This window comes from Polaromonas sp. CG_9.5 (assembly GCF_035984465.1).
In the GTDB taxonomy this organism is placed as follows: Bacteria; Pseudomonadota; Gammaproteobacteria; order Burkholderiales; family Burkholderiaceae_C; genus Polaromonas.
The window spans coordinates 39125-59989 of the sequence record NZ_JAXCHR010000016.1; the positions used below are offsets into that span (position 1 = coordinate 39125).

Genomic DNA, 20865 nt, shown 5'->3' on the forward strand with positions numbered 1-20865 from the left:
AAATCGATGCGGCGTCGGTGGTGCGTGTAGCGCGCAGGGGGTTGCAGCAGGATCAGGAGGCGGTGGGGGCAGGCGCAGCCGCACGCGCGGCGACTGCCGCACGGCGCACGCGGTAAAGCGACCACGCCAGGAAGGCCAGCGCCAGCATGCTGATCACGCCAAAAACGTCATTGAAGGCGCGCACCGAGGCTTCCCGGCGCACGATTTGTCCCAGCTGTGCAGCACCCTGGGCGGCGCGCAGGCGGCTGTCGGGCAGCACGCCGGCCAGAGCGCCCTGCTGCATGCCGAGCCGCTGCACGACTGCCGGGTCACCGGCGTTGAGATGCGCGCTGATCGACTGCACGTAGGTTTGGGTTCTTTGCGCCTGCATCGTGCCCAGCAGCGCCGGGCCGAGCAGGCCGCCCAGACTCTGGGTGATGGCAAACAGCACCATGAAGGTGATCATGTGGTCTGCGCCGTGTTTGAGCGCCTGCGATACGCCCACCATGAGCAGCGGGCCCATGAACATGGCGGATGCGAAAGACAGCAAAAACTGACTCAGATAAAAGTCGTGTGGCCGACTCAGGCTGCTGGAGTCGTGGTCCAGCCAGCCGCCAATGGCAATCAGCACGACCGACACCAGGATTTGTAAAATGACGGTCTTGTCGCCAAAGGTCAGCGCACTCACCGCCATGCCGCAGACCATGCCAATCAGCATCACGGCGTAGAGCGGCTGCAACTGGTCTGGCCCCATGCCGAGCGAGCGCAGCAGCCCCACCGCGCCATAGGTCTGCTCGGACAGCAAAAAGCGCATCATGAGCGCACCGATGATGAAGCGCAGCGTGGACACGTTGAGCAGCCAGCGAACTTGCAGCAGGGGCGTCTTGCGGTGGTATTCAAGAATACCGGCCGCCGTCAGCAGCAGCAGCGAAGCGATCAGCGCCCAGGCCAGCCACGGGCTGTCCGTCCACCAGCCATTGAGCCCTTGAGCCAACACCGCAGCAAGCAAGCCCACGCCGGGCGCGACCAGAGCAAATGTCAGGAAATCCAGCCGCTCCAGCACCTGGATGCGCAGGCCCAGCGGCAGCTTGAGGATGACCACGGCGGCCAGCGCACACAACGCCATCCCGCCTTCAAAAACATACAGCGCGCGCCAGTCGCCCGCGTCCATCAGCGACGGTGACAGCACCCAGGCCAGAGGCGTCGCAAACTGCGCAATGCTCAGGCCCACCACCAGGCCCGCGCCCAGTTTGGCTTTGGGAAAGGCCTGCAGCATGTAGAGCACTGCCAGGGTGCTGGTGGCCGCGCTGACAAAACCGCTGACGCCGCGCACCACCAGGGCCATCTCGAAGCCTTCCACAAACAGGTGCAGCAAGGTGACCGCTGCATACAGCCCCAAGCCCAGTTCCGCGAAAAGCCGGATGCCGTATTGCTGGCGAAACTTGTACACCAGCAGGTTGGCGGTGACGCTCACCATCACATAGATGGCTGGCAGCCAGGTGGCTTCCACCGAGGTCAGCCCGAGCTGGCCGGCAATGGCCGGCAGGTTGGCCGCCAGCAAGCCAGCACCCAGGCCGCCCGTCAGTCCAATCAGCACGGCAACGCAGGCGTAGGCGATGCGCATCGGAAATGAATGGTCCAGCGAAGCGGGCGAGCCGGGCATGCTGGGTTTTTCGTGCTCTTCCCAATCGGGCACCGGGCCGATGATTTTGGGTTGATTCATGGCGTTATGTTCCCACGCGCCGGGGCGGCACGCAAGCCTTCCAGCAGCAGGTGCAATGCACGCCTGGACAGGCTGCGGCGCTGCGCCCGGGTGCGGCCACGCAGGCCCGAGCCGAGCATGCTGGAGACCAGGATCACGTCTTTGGCTGTGAGGTCGGGGCGGCAGGTGCCCGACGCAACGGCCTGTTCCAGCAAGGGCTTGACCAGGCGCGTCAAGCGCCGCTGGGCGCCTGCCAGCACGGGGCTGTCGCGGTCGGCGGTGCGCCAGTGGTCTGACACCGGTGCGCAGTCTGCCACCAGGCTGGCCATGTGCTCGAGCATGCAAAACAGCGCATCGTCCCGTTCTTGCAACTGCTCAGCTTGCGCTTCGAGCTTTTCAAAAGTACGTTCCAGCAAGGCGCCCATCAAGGCATCCCGGTCGGGAAAGTTGCGGTATAGCGTAGCCCGGCTCACGCCAGCTTGTGCTGTGACCAGTTCAAGCGCAGCATGAACGCCGTGCTCGGAGAACACCTTGTCAGCTGCGTCGAGCAGCAAGGTGCGGTGAATTTGGGCGTCTGAGCGTTTCTGAATTTTTTGCATGCTTGCCATTTTATATTAAACGGACATAATCGTCCACTTGCAATCGTACAATTGTGTGCGTATAAAATAAAGCGGCCTGATGCTGCGCACTTTGGTGCGACAAGCGGGCAGGTCTTTGCAAGGCGAAGACGCACTGAGCGGTCGCTCGCAGAAGTTTTATCAGGAGCTCATGCATGAATCAAACAAACAACGTTTCCCGGATCGTGGTCGTCGGTGGTGGTGTGGCCGGCATTGAAATCGCATCGGGTTTGGGACGACGAAACGATCGCGCCCGTCAGGGAAAACGCTTGGCCGTTACCTTGCTGGATGCCGACTCTGCGCATATCTGGAAGCCCATGCTGCACACCATTGCAGCGGGCACGCGCGATGTCTATCAGCAACAGGTGGCTTACGCGGCGCAAGCGCATTTGGCCGGGTTTATTTACCAGCCCGGTGCCATGTGCGGACTTGACCGCCAACGCAAGGAAATCGAGGTGGCCGCTTTAACGCATCCGGACGGCCGGGTGCTGCTGGCACCCCGCCGCATTCCCTATGACGTACTGATCATGGCCGTTGGCAGCCGGGCCAACGACTTTGGAACGCCAGGCGTCAAAGAACGCTGCTACACCATTGACTCGCGGATCCAGGCCGACCATTTCAACCGCGAGATGCGCATTCGCATTTTGCAAAGCGCTGCCGACTCGTCCGATCTATCGATCAGCATCGTGGGCGGCGGCGCGACCGGCGTTGAACTGGCGGCCGAGCTGGTGCAACTGGCCGAGGCAGCGGACGTCTATGGCGCAGCAGGCATGTCGTCGCGCATCAAGATCACGCTGATCGAGAGCGGCGAGCGTTTACTGGCAGCTTTCCCCGAGGACATTTCCGGCGCTGCGCGACTGCGCCTTGAACAATTGGGCGTGGTCGTCAAAACCGGTGCCCAGGTGAGCGCCGCCGAAGAAGGGGGATTTCGCCTCAAGAATGGAGAACTGGTGCCCGCCATGCTGAAAGTGTGGGCCGCCGGTGTGAAAGCGGCCGAATTTCTGCATGAATTGGGTGGCCTGGAGAGCAACCGCAGCAATCAGCTAGTGGTGGGAACCTCTTTGCAGACGACCCGCGACGCCTCGATTTTTGCCGTGGGCGACTGTGCCAGCTTGACGCTGCCTGGCATGGAGCGCGCCTTGCCGCCGACGGCCCAGGTGGCGCACCAGCATGCCCACCATCTGGTCAATCACCTGCCCGATTGGCTTAATGGCAAGCCGATGCCCGCTTTTGCGTACCACGACTTTGGCGCGCTGGTGTCACTGGCGCAGTACGACGCCTACGGATCGTTAGGCCAGTTCGGCATGTTTCACGGCATCTCGATCAAGGGCCGGCTGGCACAACTGAGCCACGCTTTTTTATACCGCGGACACCAGTCACGCATTCATGGCTTTTGGAAAGGCGCTCTGGTCTGGTTGGTCGACCGGCTCAACCGCCGTGTGCGTCCAAGCATCCGGCTCGATTGAGCTGTTTTCACTCGATTTTTTTGACTCCTCAGTCTGCATAACCGCCTAACCGAAAGCCAAAAGCAGTCATCCATCGATGACTTCACGAAAGATATAACTATGAAAAAAACGGATACGCCCCTTGTCATTTCGGACTCGAAAATTCTTGGAGGTGCTGTTATCAGCGGTGTCACCAATGGACTCATCAACGGCGCCATCCAGTGGTATTTGCTCAAGGGCCGTGCCTCGATTCCGCTGTCGGTGGACGGCATCACGAACGACGAGCAGACGGTGTTGGCCACAGCGGTTCCGTTGGCCGTCAGCCTTGCAATGATTCTGACCGTGGTTGCGTACCTGACCCTGAAGGCCCCGAGGCGGCGCTTTCTGCCGGGGGTGCTGTGGCTCACGATCAAACACGGCGTGTTCGGCTTCGGCTTGATCGTCGCGGGTGCCGTGACATGGCAAAGACTGATGGGTACCGTCGAGGTCTCGCTTGGAGCGGCCGTAATTATCCTGGGTGTTATCGCAGGCATTGTGGGCGGACTGGTGAATTACATGACCCTTCACGCAAGCCTTTTACGCCCGAGCATCCGGTTCGATGAAGCCGGTATTTTTTTAGCCACCAGGAGTTGACGATGAAATTCAATACTGAAGATTTTGCACAACAGCCTTTGGCGCGATTGCGTGAAGAATGGGGCTGGATCGCGCTGCGTGGATTGTCAGCGCTGATTTTCGGGGTGCTGGCGCTGGCGCTGCCAGGCGTCACGCTGACCTTGCTGGTCATTGTTTGGGGTGCCTATGTGCTGCTGGACGGCGTGCTGGCACTTGCCGCCGGACTGCGCATGGGTGACAACGGCAAGCCGATGTGGGCGCTGATCGTCGTCGGTCTGCTGGGTATCGGGGCGGGCATTGCCACGTTTTTCTGGCCTGGTTTGACGGCGATCACGCTGATCCTCATCATTGGCGGCTGGGCCATTGCCATCGGCTTGCTGCAGATCGTTGCGGCCGTTCGTTTGCGCAAGCATGTTCATGGTGAATGGGGCTGCACGCGCTGTCGGGCCTGTTGTCCGTCATTTTCGGTCTGGCCGTGGTGGGGTGGCCGGGGGCCGGTGCCATTGCGTTGGTATGGCTGATCGGCTGGTTTGCGATTGTTTTCGGCGTGATATTGATTGCTATGGCCTTCAAGCTGCGCAGCAGCCACTTCAGCCAATGACCCCGATCGGTATGGGCACCGTCGCTAAGGTGCCACCTTTTTTTTCTCCAGTATGAACTCCCTTGAAAGGAACCTAACTATGTACAACCCAGCCCACTTCAAACTCGACAATCAGGTGGCCGTCATCACCGGTGCAGGCGCCGGCATTGGCCGCGCCATTGCCGAAACCTTTGCCGCTGCAGGCGCGGCCGTCGTGGTCAGTGACCGTGACGCCGCCACCGCGACGGCGGTTGCCGACGGCATCACAGCCAAGGGCGGAAAGGCTGCAGCCCTAGCCTGCGACGTGACCCGTGAAGAAGATCTGGCGCAGCTGATTGCGCAGACGGTGCAACAGTTCGGCAAGCTGACCCTCCTTGTCAGCAACGCGGGCGGCGGCGGCCCCAAACCTTTTGACATGCCGATGGCGGACTTTCGGCGCGCGTTTGATCTGAACGTGTTCTCGTTATTCCAGCTGGCGCAACTGGCTGCGCCCGAAATGGAGAAAGCCGGCGGCGGTGCGATGCTGGCCATCACCTCCATGGCCGGCGACAACAAAAACAAGCGCATGGCGGCCTATGGGGCGTCAAAGGCCGCCACCAACCACCTGATTCGCAATATTGCGTTTGACCTCGGCCCCAAGGGCATCCGTGTCAATGGCATTGCCCCCGGCGCGACGCGCACTGACGCGCTTGAATCGGTGCTGAACGACGATGTTTTGAAAACCATGCTGATGCACACGCCTATCCACCGTCTGGGTGAGGCGCAGGACATGGCCAATGCGGCGCTGTTCTTGTGTTCACCCGCCGCCAGCTGGGTCAGCGGGCAGATCCTCACGGTGTCGGGCGGAGGTGTGCAAGAACTCGACTGAAACCCCACGTTGCTATCAATGCGTTTCCTGGCCAGCCAAGCGCCGGGAATGCTGCGCAGCACCAGCCCAAAAATCAGCAAGACGCTGCCTGAACGCGGCGGCAATCGACCCAAACCCAAGGAAAAAACGATGAAAAAACTGTTCGCACCGGCATTGGCCGTCGTACTCACTGCAGGAACTGCTGCCATGGCCCAGGCACCCGCACCGCTGTCCGCCCAGGCATCCAACCCCCAAGGCATGGGCTGGATGCAGGGCTTTCCGCCGCCGGCCAGCAAGACCATCCGCTTCACCGACCCGGATTATTTTGTCTTTCCCAAGCTGCGCTGGACGGTCTGCAACTTTCGCGAGTTGATGCCGAGCGTCGGTGTGAACAACGGTACCAAGGGCGCGAGCAAATTGCCCGCCGCGCTCAATGCCTCGCTTGACCAAGTCAGCTTTACGCCGCTGGGTTCTGACAAGAAAATGAGCTGGAATGACGCGTTTGATGTCAATTACACCGACGGCGTGATCGTGCTGCACCACGGCCGCGTGGTGTATGAGCGTTACGCGGGTTGCCTCGGCCCCGACACGCTGCACGGCGCCATGTCGGTCACCAAGTCGTTGACCGGTTTGCTGGGCGAGGTGCTGGTCGCCGAAGGCAAGCTGGACGAAAAAGCGCAGGTCGGCAGCCTCATCCCGGAATTGAAAGACAGTGCGTTTGGCGACGCCACCGTGCGCCAGGTCATGGACATGACCACGGCGCTCGACTATTCCGAAGACTACGCTAACCCCAAAGCCGAGGTCTGGGTTTATGCCGAGGCCGGCAGCCCGCTGCCCAAACCCGCAGGCTACACCGGCCCGCGCAGCTATTTCGAGTTTTTGCAGACAGTCAAGAAAAAAGGCACGCACGGCGAAGCGTTTGGCTACAAGACGGTGAACGCCGACACGCTGGGTTGGCTGATTGCCCGCACCACCGGAAAATCGGTGGCGCAGCAGCTGTCCGAGCGCATCTGGAGCCGCATCGGCACCGAGCGAGAGGCTTTCTACACGGTCGATTCCATCGGCACGCCTTTTGCCGGCGGCGGCTTCAACGCCACGCTGCGCGATACGGCCAGGCTGGGTCAACTGATGCTGAACAACGGCATGTCGGGCGGTCAGCAAATCGTGCCGCGCGCAGCCATTGCCAACATTCGCAAAGGCGGAAAGCCCGAGACGTTTGCCAAAGCGGGCTACAAACTCTTGCCAGGCTGGAGCTACGGCTCGATGTGGTGGATCAGCAATGATGACCACGGCGCGTATGCCGCGCGCGGCGTGTATGGCCAGACGATCTGGATTGATCCGAAAGCCGACATGGTGATTGTGCGTTTTGCCTCCAACCCCGTGGCCGCCAACGCCGCCAGCGACCCGACCTCGCTGCCGGCCTACCGGGCGGTGGCTGACCACCTGATGGCGAACGACCGCCGCCGATAGTGCGCTGAACGGGCGTGCTGGCCATCAAGCCGCACGTCCGCTCGCCGCGATCAAGGGCGTTTCGGTATCTCCAACCCTCTGGTCACAGCAGGCCGCGCCACAAACGCCTCCAGCACCCGCGTGACATGCGGAAAGTCTTCCATCCCCACCAGCTCACCCGCCTCGTAGAAGCCGATCAGGTTGCGTATCCACGGAAACGTGGCGATGTCGGCGATGGTGTAGGCGTCGCCCATGATCCAGTTGCGGTTTTCGAGCCGTTGGTTCAGCACGCCGAGCAGGCGTTTTGATTCGGCGACATAGCGGTCGCGCGGGCGCTTGTCTTCGTAGTCCTTGCCGGCAAACTTGTTGAAAAATCCGAGCTGCCCAAACATCGGGCCAATCCCGCCCATCTGGAACATCAGCCACTGCAGGGTTTCGTAACGCCCGGCGGCGCCCTGCGGCATAAATTGCCCGGTCTTTTCGGCCAGATAAATCAGGATCGCGCCCGACTCAAACAGCGCCAGCGGCTTGCCGTCCGGCCCGTTCGGGTCAAGGATGGCGGGGATTTTGTTGTTCGGATTGAGCGACAGAAATTCAGGCGAAGTCTGGTCGTTGGTCTGGAAATTGACCAGATGAACTTCATACGGCAGGCCGGTTTCTTCCAGCATGATCGACGCCTTCACGCCATTGGGCGTGGGCAGCGAATACAGCTGCAGCCGGTCAGGGTGCCGGGCGGGCCATTTTTGGGTGATGGGAAAGTCGGACAGGGCGGAAGTGATCGTCATGAAACTCCTTTAAAAGGGACAAGCCGCTGCAAGGCAGGTTGCCTGCATGTCGCGGTTGAGGTAACAGGGCCTTCAATGTAGCCCGGCTTGATTGCTGGGGTCGGTGTCAGGGAATCAAGGCGATTTGGGTTTGCGCCACACGCTGGCCAGCCAGGGCTGCTGCGCCAGGGGCAGCCCGGCCGGGCGGTAGTAGTGCGCCAGTTCGACGAATCCGGCAGATGTCATGTAGCGCTGCCAGGTCGGCCAGTCATGAAAAGCACCGTAGCGCTCGCCGTTCCAGCCTTCCTGTCCTTCGCCTCTCGGGTTGGAACTGAACAGCGTGCCGCCGGGTTTGAGGCTCGCATGCAATTGCCCGAGAACGCGTGGCAAAGCGTCGCTGGGAACGTGGAACAGCACCGCGTTGGCGAAGACGCCGTCGAAACGCGCTTCAGGCAAATCGAGTTCCAGGAAGTTCTGTTGCAGCACCTCGCAGCCGCTGTAAGCCCGCGCCATGGCGGCCGGTTGCGCGGCACCTTCCAGGCCGGTTGCGTGGTGACCGAGTTCCACGAATGTCTTCAGGTCGCGTCCGGGGCCGCAGCCGAAGTCGAGCAGTTCAAACGGGGGCGCAACCTCAATGGCGTTGAGCAGTGCGGCAATGTTCTGGCGCACATCATGACCGCGCGTGCCCTGCCAATACGCTTCGGCATTTTGTTCATAATGCGCCAGCGTTTGGGCGGCAATCTGGGTCAGGGCGTCGGGAGTTTGGCGCATCTCGGGTCAGATTTTTTTGGGGGCGGCTGCTGCGAGACGCTTGCCAACTTTCCAAGCGCCCGCAGCACATTCTCCGCAGTCGCGGGCGCATCCAGCTGCACCCGCCTACACGGCCGCGCTGCCGCCACCGCATCCCGCATCGCCTCGAACACGCTGATCGCCAGCATCAGCGGCGGTTCGCCGACGGCTTTGCTGCCGAAGATGTTGTCTTCGCGGTTGGGCTCTAGCCACAAGTCGATTTTGAAATGCGCGGGAATGTCGCCGGTGGTTGGAATCTTGTAGGTGCTGGGGGCGTGGGTGCTGAGCTGGCCTTTTTCGTTCCAGACCAGTTGCTCGGTGGTCAGCCAGCCCATGCCTTGCACGAAACCGCCTTCGATCTGGCCGATGTCAATCGCCGGGTTGATGGGGTTGCCCACGTCGTGCAGGATGTCCACCTTCAGCACCCGGCTCTCGCCGGTCAACGTGTCGATGGCTACTTCGGTGCAGGCCGCGCCATAGGCAAAGTAGAAAAACGGACGGCCCGTGAGCGTGGTCTTGTCGTAGTGGATTTTGGGCGTTCGGTAAAACCCGTCGCTCCAGAGCTGGATGCGGTTGGCATAGGCCAGTTTGACCACTTCGGTGAACGGGCGGCGATTGGCCGGCGTTGTCACTTCGCCGCCCTGGAAACGCACCGCGCCCGCGCCGCAGTTGTCCAGCCCGGCGACAAACTGTGCCAGGTTGTCGCGCACATTACGGGCCGCGTACTGGGCGGCTCTGGCGTTCAGGTCGGTGCCGGCTGAAGCCGCCGTGGCCGAGGCGTTCGGAATCTTGCTGGTGTCGCTGGCCGTGGCTAGCACGTGCTCGAAGGCAATGCCGAGTTCGTCGGCCACGATCTGCGCCACCTTGGTGTTCAAACCCTGGCCCATTTCGGTGCCGCCGTGGTTGACCTGGCACGAGCCGTCGGTGTAGACGTGCACCAGCGCGCCGGCCTGATTGAACAGTGTCGCCGTGAAGGAAATGCCGAATTTGACCGGCGTGAGGGCGATGCCGCGCTGAATCACGGGGCTGGCGGCGTTCCATGCCGAAATCGCCTGCTTGCGCAAGCGGTATCCCGAAGTTTGCTCCAGTTTTAATAGCAAGGGTTCGAGGATGTTGTCTTCGACCGTCATCTGGTAGTGCGTGACATTGCGCTCCGTGATGCCGTAGAGGTTGCGCCGGCGCACATCCAGCGCGTCCAGGCCCAGCTGGCGCGCGATGTCGCCCATGATGGCTTCGGTCACGATCATTCCCTGCGGCCCGCCGAAGCCGCGAAACGCCGTGTTGCTTTGGGTATGGGTCTTGCAGCGGTAAGACGCGATGGCCACGTCCTGCAAAAAGTAGGCGTTGTCAACATGAAACACGGCGCGGTCGGCCACCGGGCCGGACAGGTCGGCGCTGAAGCCGCAGTTGACGGCCATCGTGAGCTTCAGGCCGGTGATGCGGCCCGTGTCGTCGAAGCCGACGGTGTAGTCGTAGGCAAACGGATGGCGCTTGCCGGTGACCAGAAAATCGTCGTCGCGGTCTAGGCGCAGCTTGACGGGTTTGCCCAGTTTGCGCGCCGCCACGGCAGCCCAGACCGCCAGATGACCGGCCTGCGTTTCCTTGCCGCCAAAGCCGCCGCCCATGCGCCGGCATTCAACGCGCACCGCATGCTGGTCGGTGCCCAGTGCATGCGCGACCCAGTGCTGCACTTCGCCGGGGTGTTGCGTGCTCGAATAGACCAACCACTGGTTTTGCTCTTGCGGCAGCACGTAAGCAATCTGGCCTTCGAGGTAGAAATGCTCCTGGCCGCCGACTTCGAGCGTGCCATGCAGCGTGTGCTGTGCCGATTTCAGCGCGGCGTCCGCATCGCCGCGCTGGACGAACACGGGCGGCAACACATAGCTTTGCGCCGCCAGCGCGTCACGCACATTCAGCACGGCGGGCAGCGGCTCGATGTGGCACTGCACCTGCCGCGCTGCGCGCCGTGCCTGCATCACCGTATCGGCCACCACCACGCCAATCACCTGACCGATGTGCTGCACGGTGTCCTGCGCAAACACCGGTTCGTCGTGCGAAAAATTGCCCAGCAAGCGGTCGCCGGGAATGTCTTGCGACAGGATCACGCCGCGCACGCCGGGCAGGGCCATCGCAGCCGCCGTATCGACACCCAGCAGCTGGCCATGCGCGACCGTGGACAAGATAGGCGCGGCGTGCAGCGTTCCCTTGAGCTCGGGCATGTCGTCGATGTACGTGGCCGTGCCCTGAACCTGGGCGCGCGCGCTTTCATGAAAGCGCGAGCTGCCTGCCGCCTGCGGCACCGGCGGCGGGCTAACCGTAGCCGGTTGCGCGTCGGGCTGGTCGGCAGCATGCGCGTTGGCCGCGATGACGGCGGGGTCGGCGACTTCATCGCGGCTGGGGGAAATGTCCTTGTCCATGCTCATGCCTTTGCTTCCAGAACGAACGATTCCAGGTTGATTTGCTGCATGCCCTGGCTTTCAAGCCAGTAGCGTTGCAACAGATTGCCCAGCACTTCGGTGCGGTAAGCGCTGGAGGCCCGCATGTCCGACAGCGGCGTAAATTCGGCGCGCAGCACGGCGATGGCGTGCTGCACGGTGTCCAGCGTCCACGGCTGGCCGGTGAGCGCCGCTTCGGTCTGCACGGCTCTAGCCGGTGTTGCCGCCACGCCACCCGCGCCAATCGACGCCTGCTGCACGACGCCGCCTTCGATGAGCAGCTTGATCGCCAGGCAGACAGCGGAAATATCGTCGTCGTAGCGCTTGGAGATTTTGTACACCTTCAGCGTTTCGCCGGCTTCAGGTTGGGGCACCTTGATGAAGGCCAGCACCTCATCTGCCGCCATCACGTTTTGCCGGTAACCGGTGTAGAGCTTTTCCAGCGGCAACGCACGTTGGCCGCGCGCGCTCATCAGCACGACAGACGCACCGAGCGCAATCAGCAGCGGCATGGAGTCGCCAATCGGCGAGCCGTTGGCGACGTTGCCGCCGAGCGTGCCCGAGTTGCGCACCGGCAGGCCGGCAAAACGGCTGGCAAAGTTGTGCAGCTGCGGCCAGCGCTGCACCAGGGCGGCAAACGCATCGGCCAGCGTGACGGCTGCGCCAATCAGCAGGTGCTGCGCCTGATCCTCCATCTGGCGCAATTCGGCCACCTGTGTCAGGTCAATGATTTGCTCAAACTGCCGGTGCTGCTTGGTGACCCACAGCCCGACATCGGTGCAGCCGGCCACCAGTTGCGCTTTCGGTTGCGCAGAGCGAAGTTTAAGCAATTCGGCCAGCGTTTTTGGCAGTTTATAAGCTAAATCGGCCTCTGGCGCACGGCTGGCGTGCGCAATCAGCTCTAGTTTTGATAGCAAATCGGTGGTATCGACAAAGGCGGGCGGCAGACTCGTCATGTGCTGCGCGGCGTCCAGAATGGGCCGGTAGCCGGTGCAGCGGCACAGGTTGCCCGAAAGTTCTTCTTGCGCAAGCGCCCGCGTGATGCGCTCGCCTTGGCGGGCATGGTTTTCGTACATCCCAAACAGGCTCATCACAAAGCCCGGCGTGCAAAAGCCGCATTGCGATGCGTGGCACTGCAGCATGGCTTCTTGCGCCGGGTGCAGGCGGCCGTCGGGCGCGGCCAGATCTTCCACCGTCCACAGCGCCATGCCGTCAATCGAATGCGCCAGTCGGATGCAGCTGTTGATGGCGCGAAAGCGCAGCGCGCCGTCTTCAACCTGGCCCAGCACGACGGTGCAAGCGCCGCAGTCGCCTTCGCCGCAACCCTCTTTGGTGCCCGTCAGCCCCAGGTCTTCGCGCAGCAAGTCCAGCAGCGTGCGATCGGGTGGTACATTGCCGAGATTGACCACTTCGCCCCTTCGGACAAAGCGGATGGTTTTGACAGAATGCTGAACGGGTGAGGGCGTGAGGTTCATGAGAATCAGGTTAAATCAAAGGGGCCGTGCGCTGCCTGTGCGGGTTCATATTACCCGGCTGGATGGACAGGTATCGGCCATGCGGCGCGCTGAAATTCGTCACTGTTCGGGATGGCATCACGCTGGCTGCAGTGCGGGCTGACCGGCTTGGGCGATGAATGCCAAGCCACCATAATGCCGCGCAGGCTCGAGAAATTTCCGGCGGCTGATATGCTCTGAAAAACATAGCTGCCTGCGCCCGTGCTGTCTGCGCAAAGCGCCTAAAAAGCTCAAGAACAAGAAATTTACGCCTATCCGGTTAACCCAGCTTATCCAGCTTACCCAGATCACCCAGACAACCCATGACAGCTCAATCAACCTTGACCGAAAGCGCCGCCAGCGTGCCGCCCCGGCTGCAGCTGGCCGGCATCAGCAAAAGCTACCCCGGCGTGGTCGCCAACAGTGACATTGCGCTCAGCGTGCTGCCCGGCCAGATTCACGCCGTGCTGGGCGAAAACGGCGCTGGCAAGTCCACCCTGATGAAAATCATCTACGGCTCCGTCAAGCCCGACGCTGGCAGCATGGCCATTGACGGCCAGCCGGTGGTGGTGCGCAACCCGCAAGAGGCGCGGGCGCTGGGCATCAGCATGGTGTTCCAGCATTTCAGCCTGTTTGACACGCTGACCGTCGCTGAAAACGTCTGGCTGGGGTTGAGCAAAAACATGAGCCTGGCGCAGGTCTCGCAGCGCATCGTACAGACGGCGCAGGCCTACGGGCTGCCGCTGGACCCGCTGCGGCCGGTGCATACATTAAGCGTGGGCGAGCGCCAGCGCGTGGAAATTGTGCGGGCGCTGCTGACGAACCCAAAAATACTGATCCTGGACGAGCCGACCTCGGTGCTGACACCGCAGGCAGTTGAAACCCTGTTCGTCACGTTGCGCCAGCTGGCCGCCGAGGGCTGCAGCATTTTGTACATCAGCCACAAGCTGCACGAAATCCGCGCGTTGTGCACGGCGTGCACGGTGCTGCGCGGCGGGCGGGTGACAGGGGAATGCGATCCGCGCCAGGAATCAAATGCTTCGCTGAGCCGGTTGATGATTGGTGCGGAGCCGCCGGCGCTGGAGCACCGCGAAGTCAAGACCGGAGAGGTGGTGCTTGACGTCAAGCAGCTTGACCTGGCGTGCCAGGAGCAGTTCGGCGTTGATCTGCACCAGCTGGCGCTGCAGGTGCGCGCCGGCGAGGTGGTCGGCATTGCCGGCGTGTCGGGTAACGGACAAAAAGAGTTGCTGTACGCGCTGTCGGGCGAAGACACGCGCGCGGCCAGTGGCTCGATTTGCGTCAAGGGCCGGGGCGTGGGCAAGCTTGGCCCGGCGCAGCGCCGCCGCCTGGGGCTGCATTTTGTGCCCGAAGAGCGGCTCGGGCGCGGCGCGGTGCCCACGCTGGCACTGGCGCGCAACCTGCTGCTGACGCGCCGCGAGGCGGTGGGTGCAGGCGGCTGGATCAGCGGCACCAAGCTGCAGGCGCAGGCGCAGCGCATCATTGAGCGCTACAACGTCAAGTGCGGCGGGCCACAGGCGGCGGCCAAGTCGCTGTCGGGCGGCAATTTGCAAAAGTTCATCATGGGCCGCGAGATGGATGCGGCACCCCAGCTGCTGATCGTCTCGCAGCCGACCTGGGGCGTCGATGTCGGCGCGTCCAGCCAGATACGCGGCGAGCTGCTCAAGCTGGCCGGTGCCGGTTGCGCCGTGCTGGTGGTCAGCGAAGAGCTGGACGAGCTGTTTGAAATTTGCGACCGCCTGTATGTGATTGCCAAGGGCCAGCTCTCGCCCTCGCTGCCGCGCGCCGAAGCGACGGTAGAAAAAGTCGGCCTCTGGATGAGTGGCCTGTGGTCATCGGCGGCAGCGCCAACAGCAAAGGCGAGCCATGCTCAAGCTTGAAATCCGGCCCCAGCCGTCGTCGTTCTGGAGTTATGCCTCGCCGGTGCTGGCGCTGCTGATCACGGTGGCGATTGGCGTGGGCCTCTTTATTGCGTTGGGCAAAGACCCGGTCAAGGGCCTGCAGGTGTTTTTCTGGGAGCCCATCAAGTCGCCTTATGCGCTGGGCGAGCTGCTGGTCAAGGCCACGCCGCTGCTCATCATTGCGCTGGGGCTGGCAGTGTGCTTTCGCTCCAACGTCTGGAACATTGGTGCCGAGGGCCAGTATGTGATGGGCGCGCTCGCGGCTGGCGGCGTGGCGCTGCTGGCCGACAAGACCACCGGGCCGTGGATCATTCCGGCGGTGCTGGCAGCCGGCGTGCTGGGCGGCATGGCCTGGGCTGGCCTCACGGCCTTGCTGCGCGACCGCTTCAACGCCAATGAAATCCTGGTCAGCCTGATGCTGGTCTACGTGGCCGACATGGTGCTGAACTACATGGTGTTTGGCCCGTGGAAAGACCCCAACGGCTACAACTTTCCGCAAACCAAGACGTTCGAGGCGGTGACGCAGATTCCACGCCTGATGGCCGGCTCGCGCGTCAACATCGGCATCGTCTTGGGCCTGCTGGGCGTAGGCGCGATGTGGCTGTACCTGTACCGCACCTACGCCGGTTTTGCGCAGGAGGTGAGCGGCCAGGCACCGGCAGCCGCGCGTTACGCCGGCTTTTCCTCGCGCCGCGCGCTCTGGGTGGCGCTGTTGATTTCAGGCGGCGCGGCCGGGCTGGCTGGCGCGCTGGAAGTGGCCGGGCCGATTGGCCAGCTCACGCCCTATGTGCCGGCGGGCTACGGCTTTGCCGCCATCATCGTGGCGTTTGTGGGCCGGTTGCACCCGGTGGGCGTGGTGTTTTCGGCGCTGCTCATGAGCATGTTCTACATCGGCGGCGAGCTGGCGCAGTCGCGCATGGGCCTGCCCAAGTCGCTGACCGGCGTGTTTCAGGGCCTGCTGCTGTTTAACCTGCTGGCCTGCGACACCTTGATTGCCTACCGCATCAAGGCCTTCACATCGCGCACTGCGGCGCTGGCAACTTCCACCCTGAAAGGAGCGCACTGATGGACTCCACTGCACTGCTGATTGCGTCCACCTTGAGCGCCGGCACGGTGCTGGCCATTGCCGCGCTGGGCCTGTTGATCAACGAAAAATCGGGCATCGTCAACCTGGGCGCTGAGGGCATGATGCTGTGCGCCGCCATTGCCGGCTTTGCCGCCGTGGTGCACACCGGCAACACCTGGGTGGGCTTTGCCGCTGGCATGGCCGCTGGTGCCGTGCTGGCCGCGCTGTTTGGTTTTCTGGTTATCTGGCTCAACACCAACCAGTACGCCACCGGGCTGGCGCTGTCGATCTTTGGTGCGGGCTTTTCAGCCTTTGTCGGCGTGGGCTATGTGCAGGAAAAGCTGCCTGAACAAATGCACTACCCGATTCCGTACCTGGCTGATTTGCCGTTTATTGGCCCGGCGCTGTTTCGCCAGCACCCGATGGTCTACATCACCATGGCGCTGACGGGCGCGCTGATCTGGTTTTTGTACCGCACGCGCGCCGGTCTGGTGCTGCGCTCGGTCGGCGAAAGCCCGGAGTCGGCGCATGCGCTGGGTTACCCGGTGCGGCGCATCCGGCTGGCCGCCGTGATGGCCGGCGGCGCGCTGTGCGGCCTGGCCGGTGCCTACCTGTCCATCGTCTACACGCCGCTGTGGGTCGAGGGCATGGTGGCCGGCAAGGGCTGGATTGCACTGGCGCTGACCACCTTTGCCACCTGGCGACCGGCCCGGGTGCTGCTGGGTGCTTATTTGTTTGGCGGCGTGACCATGCTGCAGTTTCACCTGCAAAGCCTGGGGGTCGATGTGCCTCCCCAGTTCCTGACCATGCTGCCTTACCTGTCCACCATCGTGGTGCTGGTGCTGATTTCGCGCAATCCGCTGTGGATACGCGTGAACATGCCCACATCCATCGGCAAGCCTTTTTACCCCGGTGCATGACACGGCGCGCTGATAATGGCGGGGCTTTTTAGTCCAGTGAACCTGATTTTGAACCTTTAAACCCCAATGAAAGCGAGATGACATGCCAGACCTGAAAAAACGCTCCCTGCTCAAGCTGGCGGCCGTGTCGGCCGTGGCCGCAGCGGCCCTGATGGGCTGCGGCAAAAAAGAGGAAGCAGCGCCGGCCCCGGCCGCCGCCCCTGCAGCTGCTGCGCCCGCCAAGGCCGAGCCGCTGAAAGTAGCCTTTGTCTACATCGGCCCGATTGGCGACGGCGGCTACACGTTCTCGCATGACAACGGTCGCAAGGCGATGGAAAAAGAGTACGGCGACCGCGTGGCCACCACCTTTGTTGAGAAAGTGCCCGAGTCGGCTGATGCCGAGCGCGTCATTCGCGACCTGGTGGCGCAGGGCAACAAGATGATCTTCGGCACTACTTTTGGCTACATGGAAAGCATGGTCAAGGTCGCCAAGGACTTTCCGGACGTCAAGTTTGAGCATGCCACCGGCTACAAGACCGCCGACAACCTGCGCACCTACGACAGCCGCACCTATGAAGGCGCTTATTTGGCCGGCATAGTGGCGGGTCAGATGAGCAAGAACGGCACACTGGGCGTGGTCGGCTCGGTGCCGATTCCCGAGGTGATTCGCAACATCAACGGCTTCACGCTGGGCGCGCAGTCGGTCAACCCCAATATCAAGACCCGCGTGGTGTGGGTCAACGACTGGTTCAATCCGCCCAAGGAAACCGAAGCCGCCACCGCGCTCATCAACGGCGGCGCCGACGTGCTGTTCCAGAACACCGATTCGTCAGCCGTGCTGCAGACCGCCGAAAAAATGGGCAAGCGCGCCTTTGGCTGGGATTCGGACATGACCGTCTACGGCCCCAAGGCGCACCTGGCGTCTGCCGTGATCAACCTTGGCCCTTACTACACCAAGACAGTGGGCGATGCGCTGAACGGCAGCTGGAAGGGCAACGCCAACGACTGGTGGGGCGTGAAGGAAGGCGCCATCGACATCGTGTCGATTGCCGCCGATGTGCCTGAAGCGACCAAAAAGCGCCTGGACGAAGTCAAGGCCGGCCTGAAGGACGGCAGCTTTGCCATCTGGAAAGGCCCGATCATGGACAACACCGGCAAGGAACTGATAGCCAGCGGCACAGTAGCTGACGACAAATTTCTGGGCGGCCTGAAGACCTACGTCAAGGGCGTCGAAGGCAAGGTTCCGGGCAACTGAGGATAATGTGCGAATGCTCCGCGCCCTGGGCTGGAGCCATCCGCACTGACAGTTTTGAGCTGCCTTCGGGCAGCTTTTCTTTTTTCTGGAACCTGGAATGAACTTCGTCAAACCCGTTGCCGCCGACCGCTTGCCCGCGCTGCTCAGGCAAATGCCCAAGGCTGAACTGCACATCCACATCGAAGGCTCGCTGGAGCCCGAACTGATTTTTGCGCTGGCCCAGCGCAACGGCGTGCAGCTTCCCTATGCCAGCGTGGACGCGCTGCGCAGCGCCTACGCCTTCACCAACCTACAAAGCTTTCTCGACATCTATTACGCCGGCGCCAGCGTGTTGATCACCGAGCAGGATTTCTACGACATGGCGATGGCTTATTTCGCCCGCGCGGCCGCAGACCACGTAACGCACACCGAGCTGTTTTTCGACCCGCAGACGCACACGGCGCGCGGCGTGAGCATGCAAACGGTTATCAATGGCCTGCACCGCGCCTGCGTCGATGCGCAGTTGGAATTCGGTGTCAGCGCCTTGCTCATCCTGTGTTTTTTGCGTCACCTGAGCGAAGAAGAAGCGTTTGAAACGCTGGAGCAGGCGCTGCCGTACCGGGACAAGATCATCGGCATCGGGCTGGATTCCGGCGAGGTCGGCAACCCGCCCGAGAAGTTCGCCCGCGTGTTCGCACGCTGCCGTGAGCTGGGCTTTCACCTCGTCGCCCATGCCGGCGAGGAAGGCCCGCCGGCCTATGTCTGGACGGCGCTGGATGTGCTCAAGGTCGAGCGCATTGACCACGGTGTGCAGTCGAGCAAAGACGCCTTGCTGATGCAGCGGCTGGCCAAAGACCGCATCGCGCTGACGGTATGCCCGCTGTCCAATCTCAAGCTCTGCGTGTTCCCCGACCTGGCCAGCCACAACCTGCGCCAGTTGCTGGACGCCGGGCTGGCGGCCACCGTCAATTCTGACGACCCGGCTTACTTTGGCGGCTACATGAACGAGAACTTCACGCAGACCTTTGCCGCGGGGCCGCTCACCGCCCGGCACGCCTACACGCTGGCACGCAACAGTTTTGAGGCGAGTTTTGCCGATGAGGCGGTCAAGCGCCGCCACATTGACCGGCTGAACATGTTTTTTGAGACCTTTTGCTAGGGGCAACAGGCTGGGTAAGCGGACCGGCGCTACGTCTTGCCGCCACCTGCCGCCTGGTTTTTCTTCCCGCCTCAGGATTTGGCGCCCTTGTTCACCCACACATCTTTGGAGGCACCCGGGTCTTCCGGCAACCCGACGACCGTTCTGACCGCGCGCATCAAGGCGTCGGCCTCGAAGGGTTTGGTGACGTAGCCGTCCGCGCCGCTGGCCAGGCCTTTGATCACGGCTTCGCGTGTGGACTTTCCGGTCAGCATGATGACGGGTACGTTTTTCAGTGCCGGGTGCTGGCGCAGCCTGAGCAGGATGTCGAAGCCATCGGCGTCCGGCAGCATCACGTCCAGAAGAATCAGGTTGGGAATGGGGGTCTTGCGGAACTCGGCAATGACCTCGGCCCGGTTGCCCGCCAGCCGGACATGAAAGCCCTCGAAGGACAGATAACTCTGGATGAATTTGGCGAGTATCGGCTCATCTTCCACCACAATGGCGTAGAGTACCTCGCCCGGCGCCAGCGGGCGGGTCGGGCCGCGTTTGTGGGCAATGCTCACGTAATAGCCGGCCTTCTTGAGCGACATGGCGCCTGAATCGGCCTCGGCTTCGGCCACGGACAGGTCCAGCCGGTTCATCTGGGTTTTGAATTGTTCGCTGAAGGGGTCTTCCTCTGCCACCGTCAGCAGGTACCGGTCCCGCAGGCGCTGGAAGGTCGACGTGAAGGTCTCGCCGGTCATCGCCGGCATGCCCGCCTTGATTTGCCCGATCGTCAGGACACCATCAATCCTGATCAGCAGTTCAAGCTCAGACGGCGACAGCGTGGTCGCGCCGCTGCGCAACTCATCTTGACCTCGGCCGGTAAGCGCATAAATGTAGCTGTTTTGCATCTTCGTTGGCTTTCGTGGGCGAGCGCCCTGTTTCCGGAAGATTATCCATCCTTCAAGGCGGGGCCACCCCGGCTGCTGTCTGTGCCTGGTTAACGGCAAGGGCCTTATGGATCGACGTCCACGCCGCTTCTGCCACGGTGCTCTTGCGCACACTTTGCCGGCACACCTGCAAGGCCAATACAAATTTCGCGCCTGTTCCGCGCCAGGCTTTGATGCTTTCACCTTAAGATGGGCGATGCGTTACATTTTTCTTCGAGAGACAACGTGCCATTCGCAAGGTTCACGTCCGCGGTGGCCAGCGGTAAATCCCGTATTCCTGTCTTCTACGGCCTCGTGGCCTCGCCCGGCATGAAACCCGCAGCGACCCTCCTGCCGTCATGACCCCCACCAATCCGGCTTTTCTCGCATTTATTGAAGCGCAGCGCGCCGATTACCGCCGTTCGCTGCCCCAGCGGCTGGCGCAAATCGAGTCGCTCTGGCGCCAGGTGCTGAACGGCGAAGCGCCGGCAGAAGCGCTGGCAACCCTGGAGCGCTGTGCGCACGGCCTGGCGGGCTCCGGCGCGACCTTCGGCTGCGCCGGCATGGGCGACGCCGCACGGGTGCTGGAACTGGCCGTCAACCCGCTTCTGGACGCTGCACAGGCCTTGACGCCCGCGGCACAGACCGAAGTCAGCCAGGCTATCGAAGCGCTCCAGCGCAGCCTGTCTGGCGAGACCGGAATCCAGGGCGTCGAGTCCCCAAGCCTGTAACAAGACCGTCTCATGTCCTCTATCGATATGACCTTGAAAAACATGCTGCATCCAAAAATTCATCAACAGCGAATTAGTCTGGTCGCAGGAATAATTCTGATTGTCGTGGCCCTGCTGGTGGGCGTAACCGTCTTTGTTGTCATGGCGCGTCATGCCGAGGAGCTTCTGAGTAAAAGCCTCCAGTTGTCCCTGAAAAGTCGCGTACAACTAACCGAGACTGAAATTCGAGGTCTAACCCGGCAACGAGATTAA

General features: G+C 62.2%; 18 protein-coding genes and 1 pseudogene. 12 read left to right on the plus strand and 7 right to left on the minus strand.

Annotated features, from left to right (window positions below; all coding sequences use genetic code 11):
* Positions 1–52: 52 nt before the first annotated feature.
* Together RCH06_RS12995 and RCH06_RS13000 are read right to left on the minus strand one after the other, a co-directional pair.
* Complete coding sequence (locus RCH06_RS12995) at positions 53–1702, minus strand: MFS transporter (protein ID WP_327081887.1); 1650 nt, start codon at positions 1700–1702, stop codon at positions 53–55.
* Positions 1699–2280, minus strand: a complete 582-nt coding sequence (locus RCH06_RS13000; RefSeq protein ID WP_327081888.1) for a TetR/AcrR family transcriptional regulator — start codon at positions 2278–2280, stop codon at positions 1699–1701. The genes RCH06_RS12995 and RCH06_RS13000 overlap by 4 nt, the downstream gene beginning before the upstream one ends.
* A gap of 173 nt (positions 2281–2453) precedes the next feature.
* Here RCH06_RS13000 and RCH06_RS13005 point away from each other — a divergent pair, with 173 nt between their 5' ends.
* From RCH06_RS13005 to RCH06_RS13025, 5 genes and pseudogenes are all read left to right on the plus strand, one after another.
* Entirely contained in the window at positions 2454–3764 is a 1311-nt protein-coding gene (locus RCH06_RS13005; protein ID WP_327081889.1) for an NAD(P)/FAD-dependent oxidoreductase, read from the plus strand.
* A 99-nt stretch (positions 3765–3863) separates the two neighbouring features.
* Positions 3864–4376 (plus strand): hypothetical protein, encoded by a 513-nt coding sequence (locus tag RCH06_RS13010; protein ID WP_327081890.1) that lies wholly within the window; start codon positions 3864–3866, stop codon positions 4374–4376.
* Between the two features lie 2 nt (positions 4377–4378).
* A pseudogene (locus RCH06_RS13015) lies at positions 4379–4956 on the plus strand (HdeD family acid-resistance protein).
* A gap of 79 nt (positions 4957–5035) precedes the next feature.
* A complete protein-coding gene (hdhA, locus tag RCH06_RS13020) occupies positions 5036–5803 on the plus strand; it encodes a 7-alpha-hydroxysteroid dehydrogenase (RefSeq protein WP_327081891.1) in 768 nt (255 codons plus the stop codon).
* A 129-nt stretch (positions 5804–5932) separates the two neighbouring features.
* Complete coding sequence (locus RCH06_RS13025) at positions 5933–7252, plus strand: serine hydrolase domain-containing protein (protein ID WP_327081892.1); 1320 nt, start codon at positions 5933–5935, stop codon at positions 7250–7252.
* Positions 7253–7302: 50 nt separating this feature from the next.
* On the opposite strand, the gene RCH06_RS13030 is transcribed toward RCH06_RS13025, so the two are convergent.
* From RCH06_RS13030 to xdhA, 4 genes are all read right to left on the minus strand, one after another.
* Positions 7303–8016 carry a glutathione S-transferase N-terminal domain-containing protein gene (locus RCH06_RS13030; protein WP_327081893.1) on the minus strand — a complete coding sequence of 238 codons (714 nt, stop codon included), beginning with the start codon at positions 8014–8016 and terminating at the stop codon, positions 7303–7305.
* A gap of 114 nt (positions 8017–8130) precedes the next feature.
* Positions 8131–8766 (minus strand): class I SAM-dependent methyltransferase, encoded by a 636-nt coding sequence (locus tag RCH06_RS13035; protein ID WP_327081894.1) that lies wholly within the window; start codon positions 8764–8766, stop codon positions 8131–8133.
* Entirely contained in the window at positions 8742–11207 is a 2466-nt protein-coding gene (gene xdhB / locus RCH06_RS13040) for a xanthine dehydrogenase molybdopterin binding subunit (RefSeq protein WP_327081895.1), read from the minus strand. The genes RCH06_RS13035 and xdhB overlap by 25 nt, the downstream gene beginning before the upstream one ends.
* Positions 11204–12694 carry a xanthine dehydrogenase small subunit gene (xdhA, locus tag RCH06_RS13045; protein WP_327081896.1) on the minus strand — a complete coding sequence of 497 codons (1491 nt, stop codon included), beginning with the start codon at positions 12692–12694 and terminating at the stop codon, positions 11204–11206. The genes xdhB and xdhA overlap by 4 nt, the downstream gene beginning before the upstream one ends.
* A 341-nt stretch (positions 12695–13035) precedes the next feature.
* Here xdhA and RCH06_RS13050 point away from each other — a divergent pair, with 341 nt between their 5' ends.
* From RCH06_RS13050 to RCH06_RS13070, 5 genes are all read left to right on the plus strand, one after another.
* Entirely contained in the window at positions 13036–14610 is a 1575-nt protein-coding gene (locus tag RCH06_RS13050) for an ABC transporter ATP-binding protein (protein ID WP_327081897.1), read from the plus strand.
* Positions 14597–15697, plus strand: coding sequence for an ABC transporter permease (locus RCH06_RS13055; RefSeq protein WP_327081898.1), 1101 nt, complete (start codon positions 14597–14599; stop codon positions 15695–15697). Before RCH06_RS13050 ends, RCH06_RS13055 begins: the two co-directional genes overlap by 14 nt.
* Positions 15697–16617: an ABC transporter permease gene (locus RCH06_RS13060; protein WP_327081899.1), complete on the plus strand. Its 921-nt coding sequence runs from the start codon at positions 15697–15699 to the stop codon at positions 16615–16617. The genes RCH06_RS13055 and RCH06_RS13060 overlap by 1 nt, the downstream gene beginning before the upstream one ends.
* A gap of 82 nt (positions 16618–16699) precedes the next feature.
* On the plus strand, positions 16700–17851 hold the full coding sequence (locus tag RCH06_RS13065; protein ID WP_327081900.1) for a BMP family ABC transporter substrate-binding protein: 1152 nt from the start codon (positions 16700–16702) through the stop codon (positions 17849–17851).
* A gap of 97 nt (positions 17852–17948) precedes the next feature.
* Positions 17949–18989, plus strand: coding sequence for an adenosine deaminase (locus RCH06_RS13070; protein ID WP_327081901.1), 1041 nt, complete (start codon positions 17949–17951; stop codon positions 18987–18989).
* Positions 18990–19060: 71 nt separating this feature from the next.
* Here the strand turns inward: RCH06_RS13070 and RCH06_RS13075 are convergent, their stop codons facing one another.
* Complete coding sequence (locus RCH06_RS13075) at positions 19061–19864, minus strand: response regulator transcription factor (RefSeq protein WP_327081902.1); 804 nt, start codon at positions 19862–19864, stop codon at positions 19061–19063.
* Between the two features lie 377 nt (positions 19865–20241).
* Between RCH06_RS13075 and RCH06_RS13080 the strand changes: the two genes are divergently transcribed.
* Both RCH06_RS13080 and RCH06_RS13085 read left to right on the plus strand, forming a co-directional pair.
* Positions 20242–20613, plus strand: a complete 372-nt coding sequence (locus tag RCH06_RS13080) for an Hpt domain-containing protein (protein WP_327081903.1) — start codon at positions 20242–20244, stop codon at positions 20611–20613.
* A 12-nt stretch (positions 20614–20625) separates the two neighbouring features.
* The gene (locus tag RCH06_RS13085) at positions 20626–20865 is read left to right on the plus strand and encodes a hypothetical protein (protein WP_327081904.1); all 240 of its coding nucleotides are present in this window, start codon (positions 20626–20628) and stop codon (positions 20863–20865) included.

Bases quoted from the DNA above. Each gene is read 5' to 3' on its own strand.
- RCH06_RS12995 (WP_327081887.1), bottom strand. From the start codon at position 1,702: ATGAATCAACCCAAAATCATCGGCCCGGTGCCCGATTGGGAAGAGCAC.
- RCH06_RS13000 (WP_327081888.1), bottom strand. From the start codon at position 2,280: ATGCAAAAAATTCAGAAACGCTCAGACGCCCAAATTCACCGCACCTTG.
- RCH06_RS13005 (WP_327081889.1), top strand. From the start codon at position 2,454: ATGAATCAAACAAACAACGTTTCCCGGATCGTGGTCGTCGGTGGTGGT.
- RCH06_RS13010 (WP_327081890.1), top strand. From the start codon at position 3,864: ATGAAAAAAACGGATACGCCCCTTGTCATTTCGGACTCGAAAATTCTT.
- hdhA (WP_327081891.1), top strand. From the start codon at position 5,036: ATGTACAACCCAGCCCACTTCAAACTCGACAATCAGGTGGCCGTCATC.
- RCH06_RS13025 (WP_327081892.1), top strand. From the start codon at position 5,933: ATGAAAAAACTGTTCGCACCGGCATTGGCCGTCGTACTCACTGCAGGA.
- RCH06_RS13030 (WP_327081893.1), bottom strand. From the start codon at position 8,016: ATGACGATCACTTCCGCCCTGTCCGACTTTCCCATCACCCAAAAATGG.
- RCH06_RS13035 (WP_327081894.1), bottom strand. From the start codon at position 8,766: ATGCGCCAAACTCCCGACGCCCTGACCCAGATTGCCGCCCAAACGCTG.
- xdhB (WP_327081895.1), bottom strand. From the start codon at position 11,207: ATGAGCATGGACAAGGACATTTCCCCCAGCCGCGATGAAGTCGCCGAC.
- xdhA (WP_327081896.1), bottom strand. From the start codon at position 12,694: ATGAACCTCACGCCCTCACCCGTTCAGCATTCTGTCAAAACCATCCGC.
- RCH06_RS13050 (WP_327081897.1), top strand. From the start codon at position 13,036: ATGACAGCTCAATCAACCTTGACCGAAAGCGCCGCCAGCGTGCCGCCC.
- RCH06_RS13055 (WP_327081898.1), top strand. From the start codon at position 14,597: ATGCTCAAGCTTGAAATCCGGCCCCAGCCGTCGTCGTTCTGGAGTTAT.
- RCH06_RS13060 (WP_327081899.1), top strand. From the start codon at position 15,697: ATGGACTCCACTGCACTGCTGATTGCGTCCACCTTGAGCGCCGGCACG.
- RCH06_RS13065 (WP_327081900.1), top strand. From the start codon at position 16,700: ATGCCAGACCTGAAAAAACGCTCCCTGCTCAAGCTGGCGGCCGTGTCG.
- RCH06_RS13070 (WP_327081901.1), top strand. From the start codon at position 17,949: ATGAACTTCGTCAAACCCGTTGCCGCCGACCGCTTGCCCGCGCTGCTC.
- RCH06_RS13075 (WP_327081902.1), bottom strand. From the start codon at position 19,864: ATGCAAAACAGCTACATTTATGCGCTTACCGGCCGAGGTCAAGATGAG.
- RCH06_RS13080 (WP_327081903.1), top strand. From the start codon at position 20,242: ATGACCCCCACCAATCCGGCTTTTCTCGCATTTATTGAAGCGCAGCGC.
- RCH06_RS13085 (WP_327081904.1), top strand. From the start codon at position 20,626: ATGTCCTCTATCGATATGACCTTGAAAAACATGCTGCATCCAAAAATT.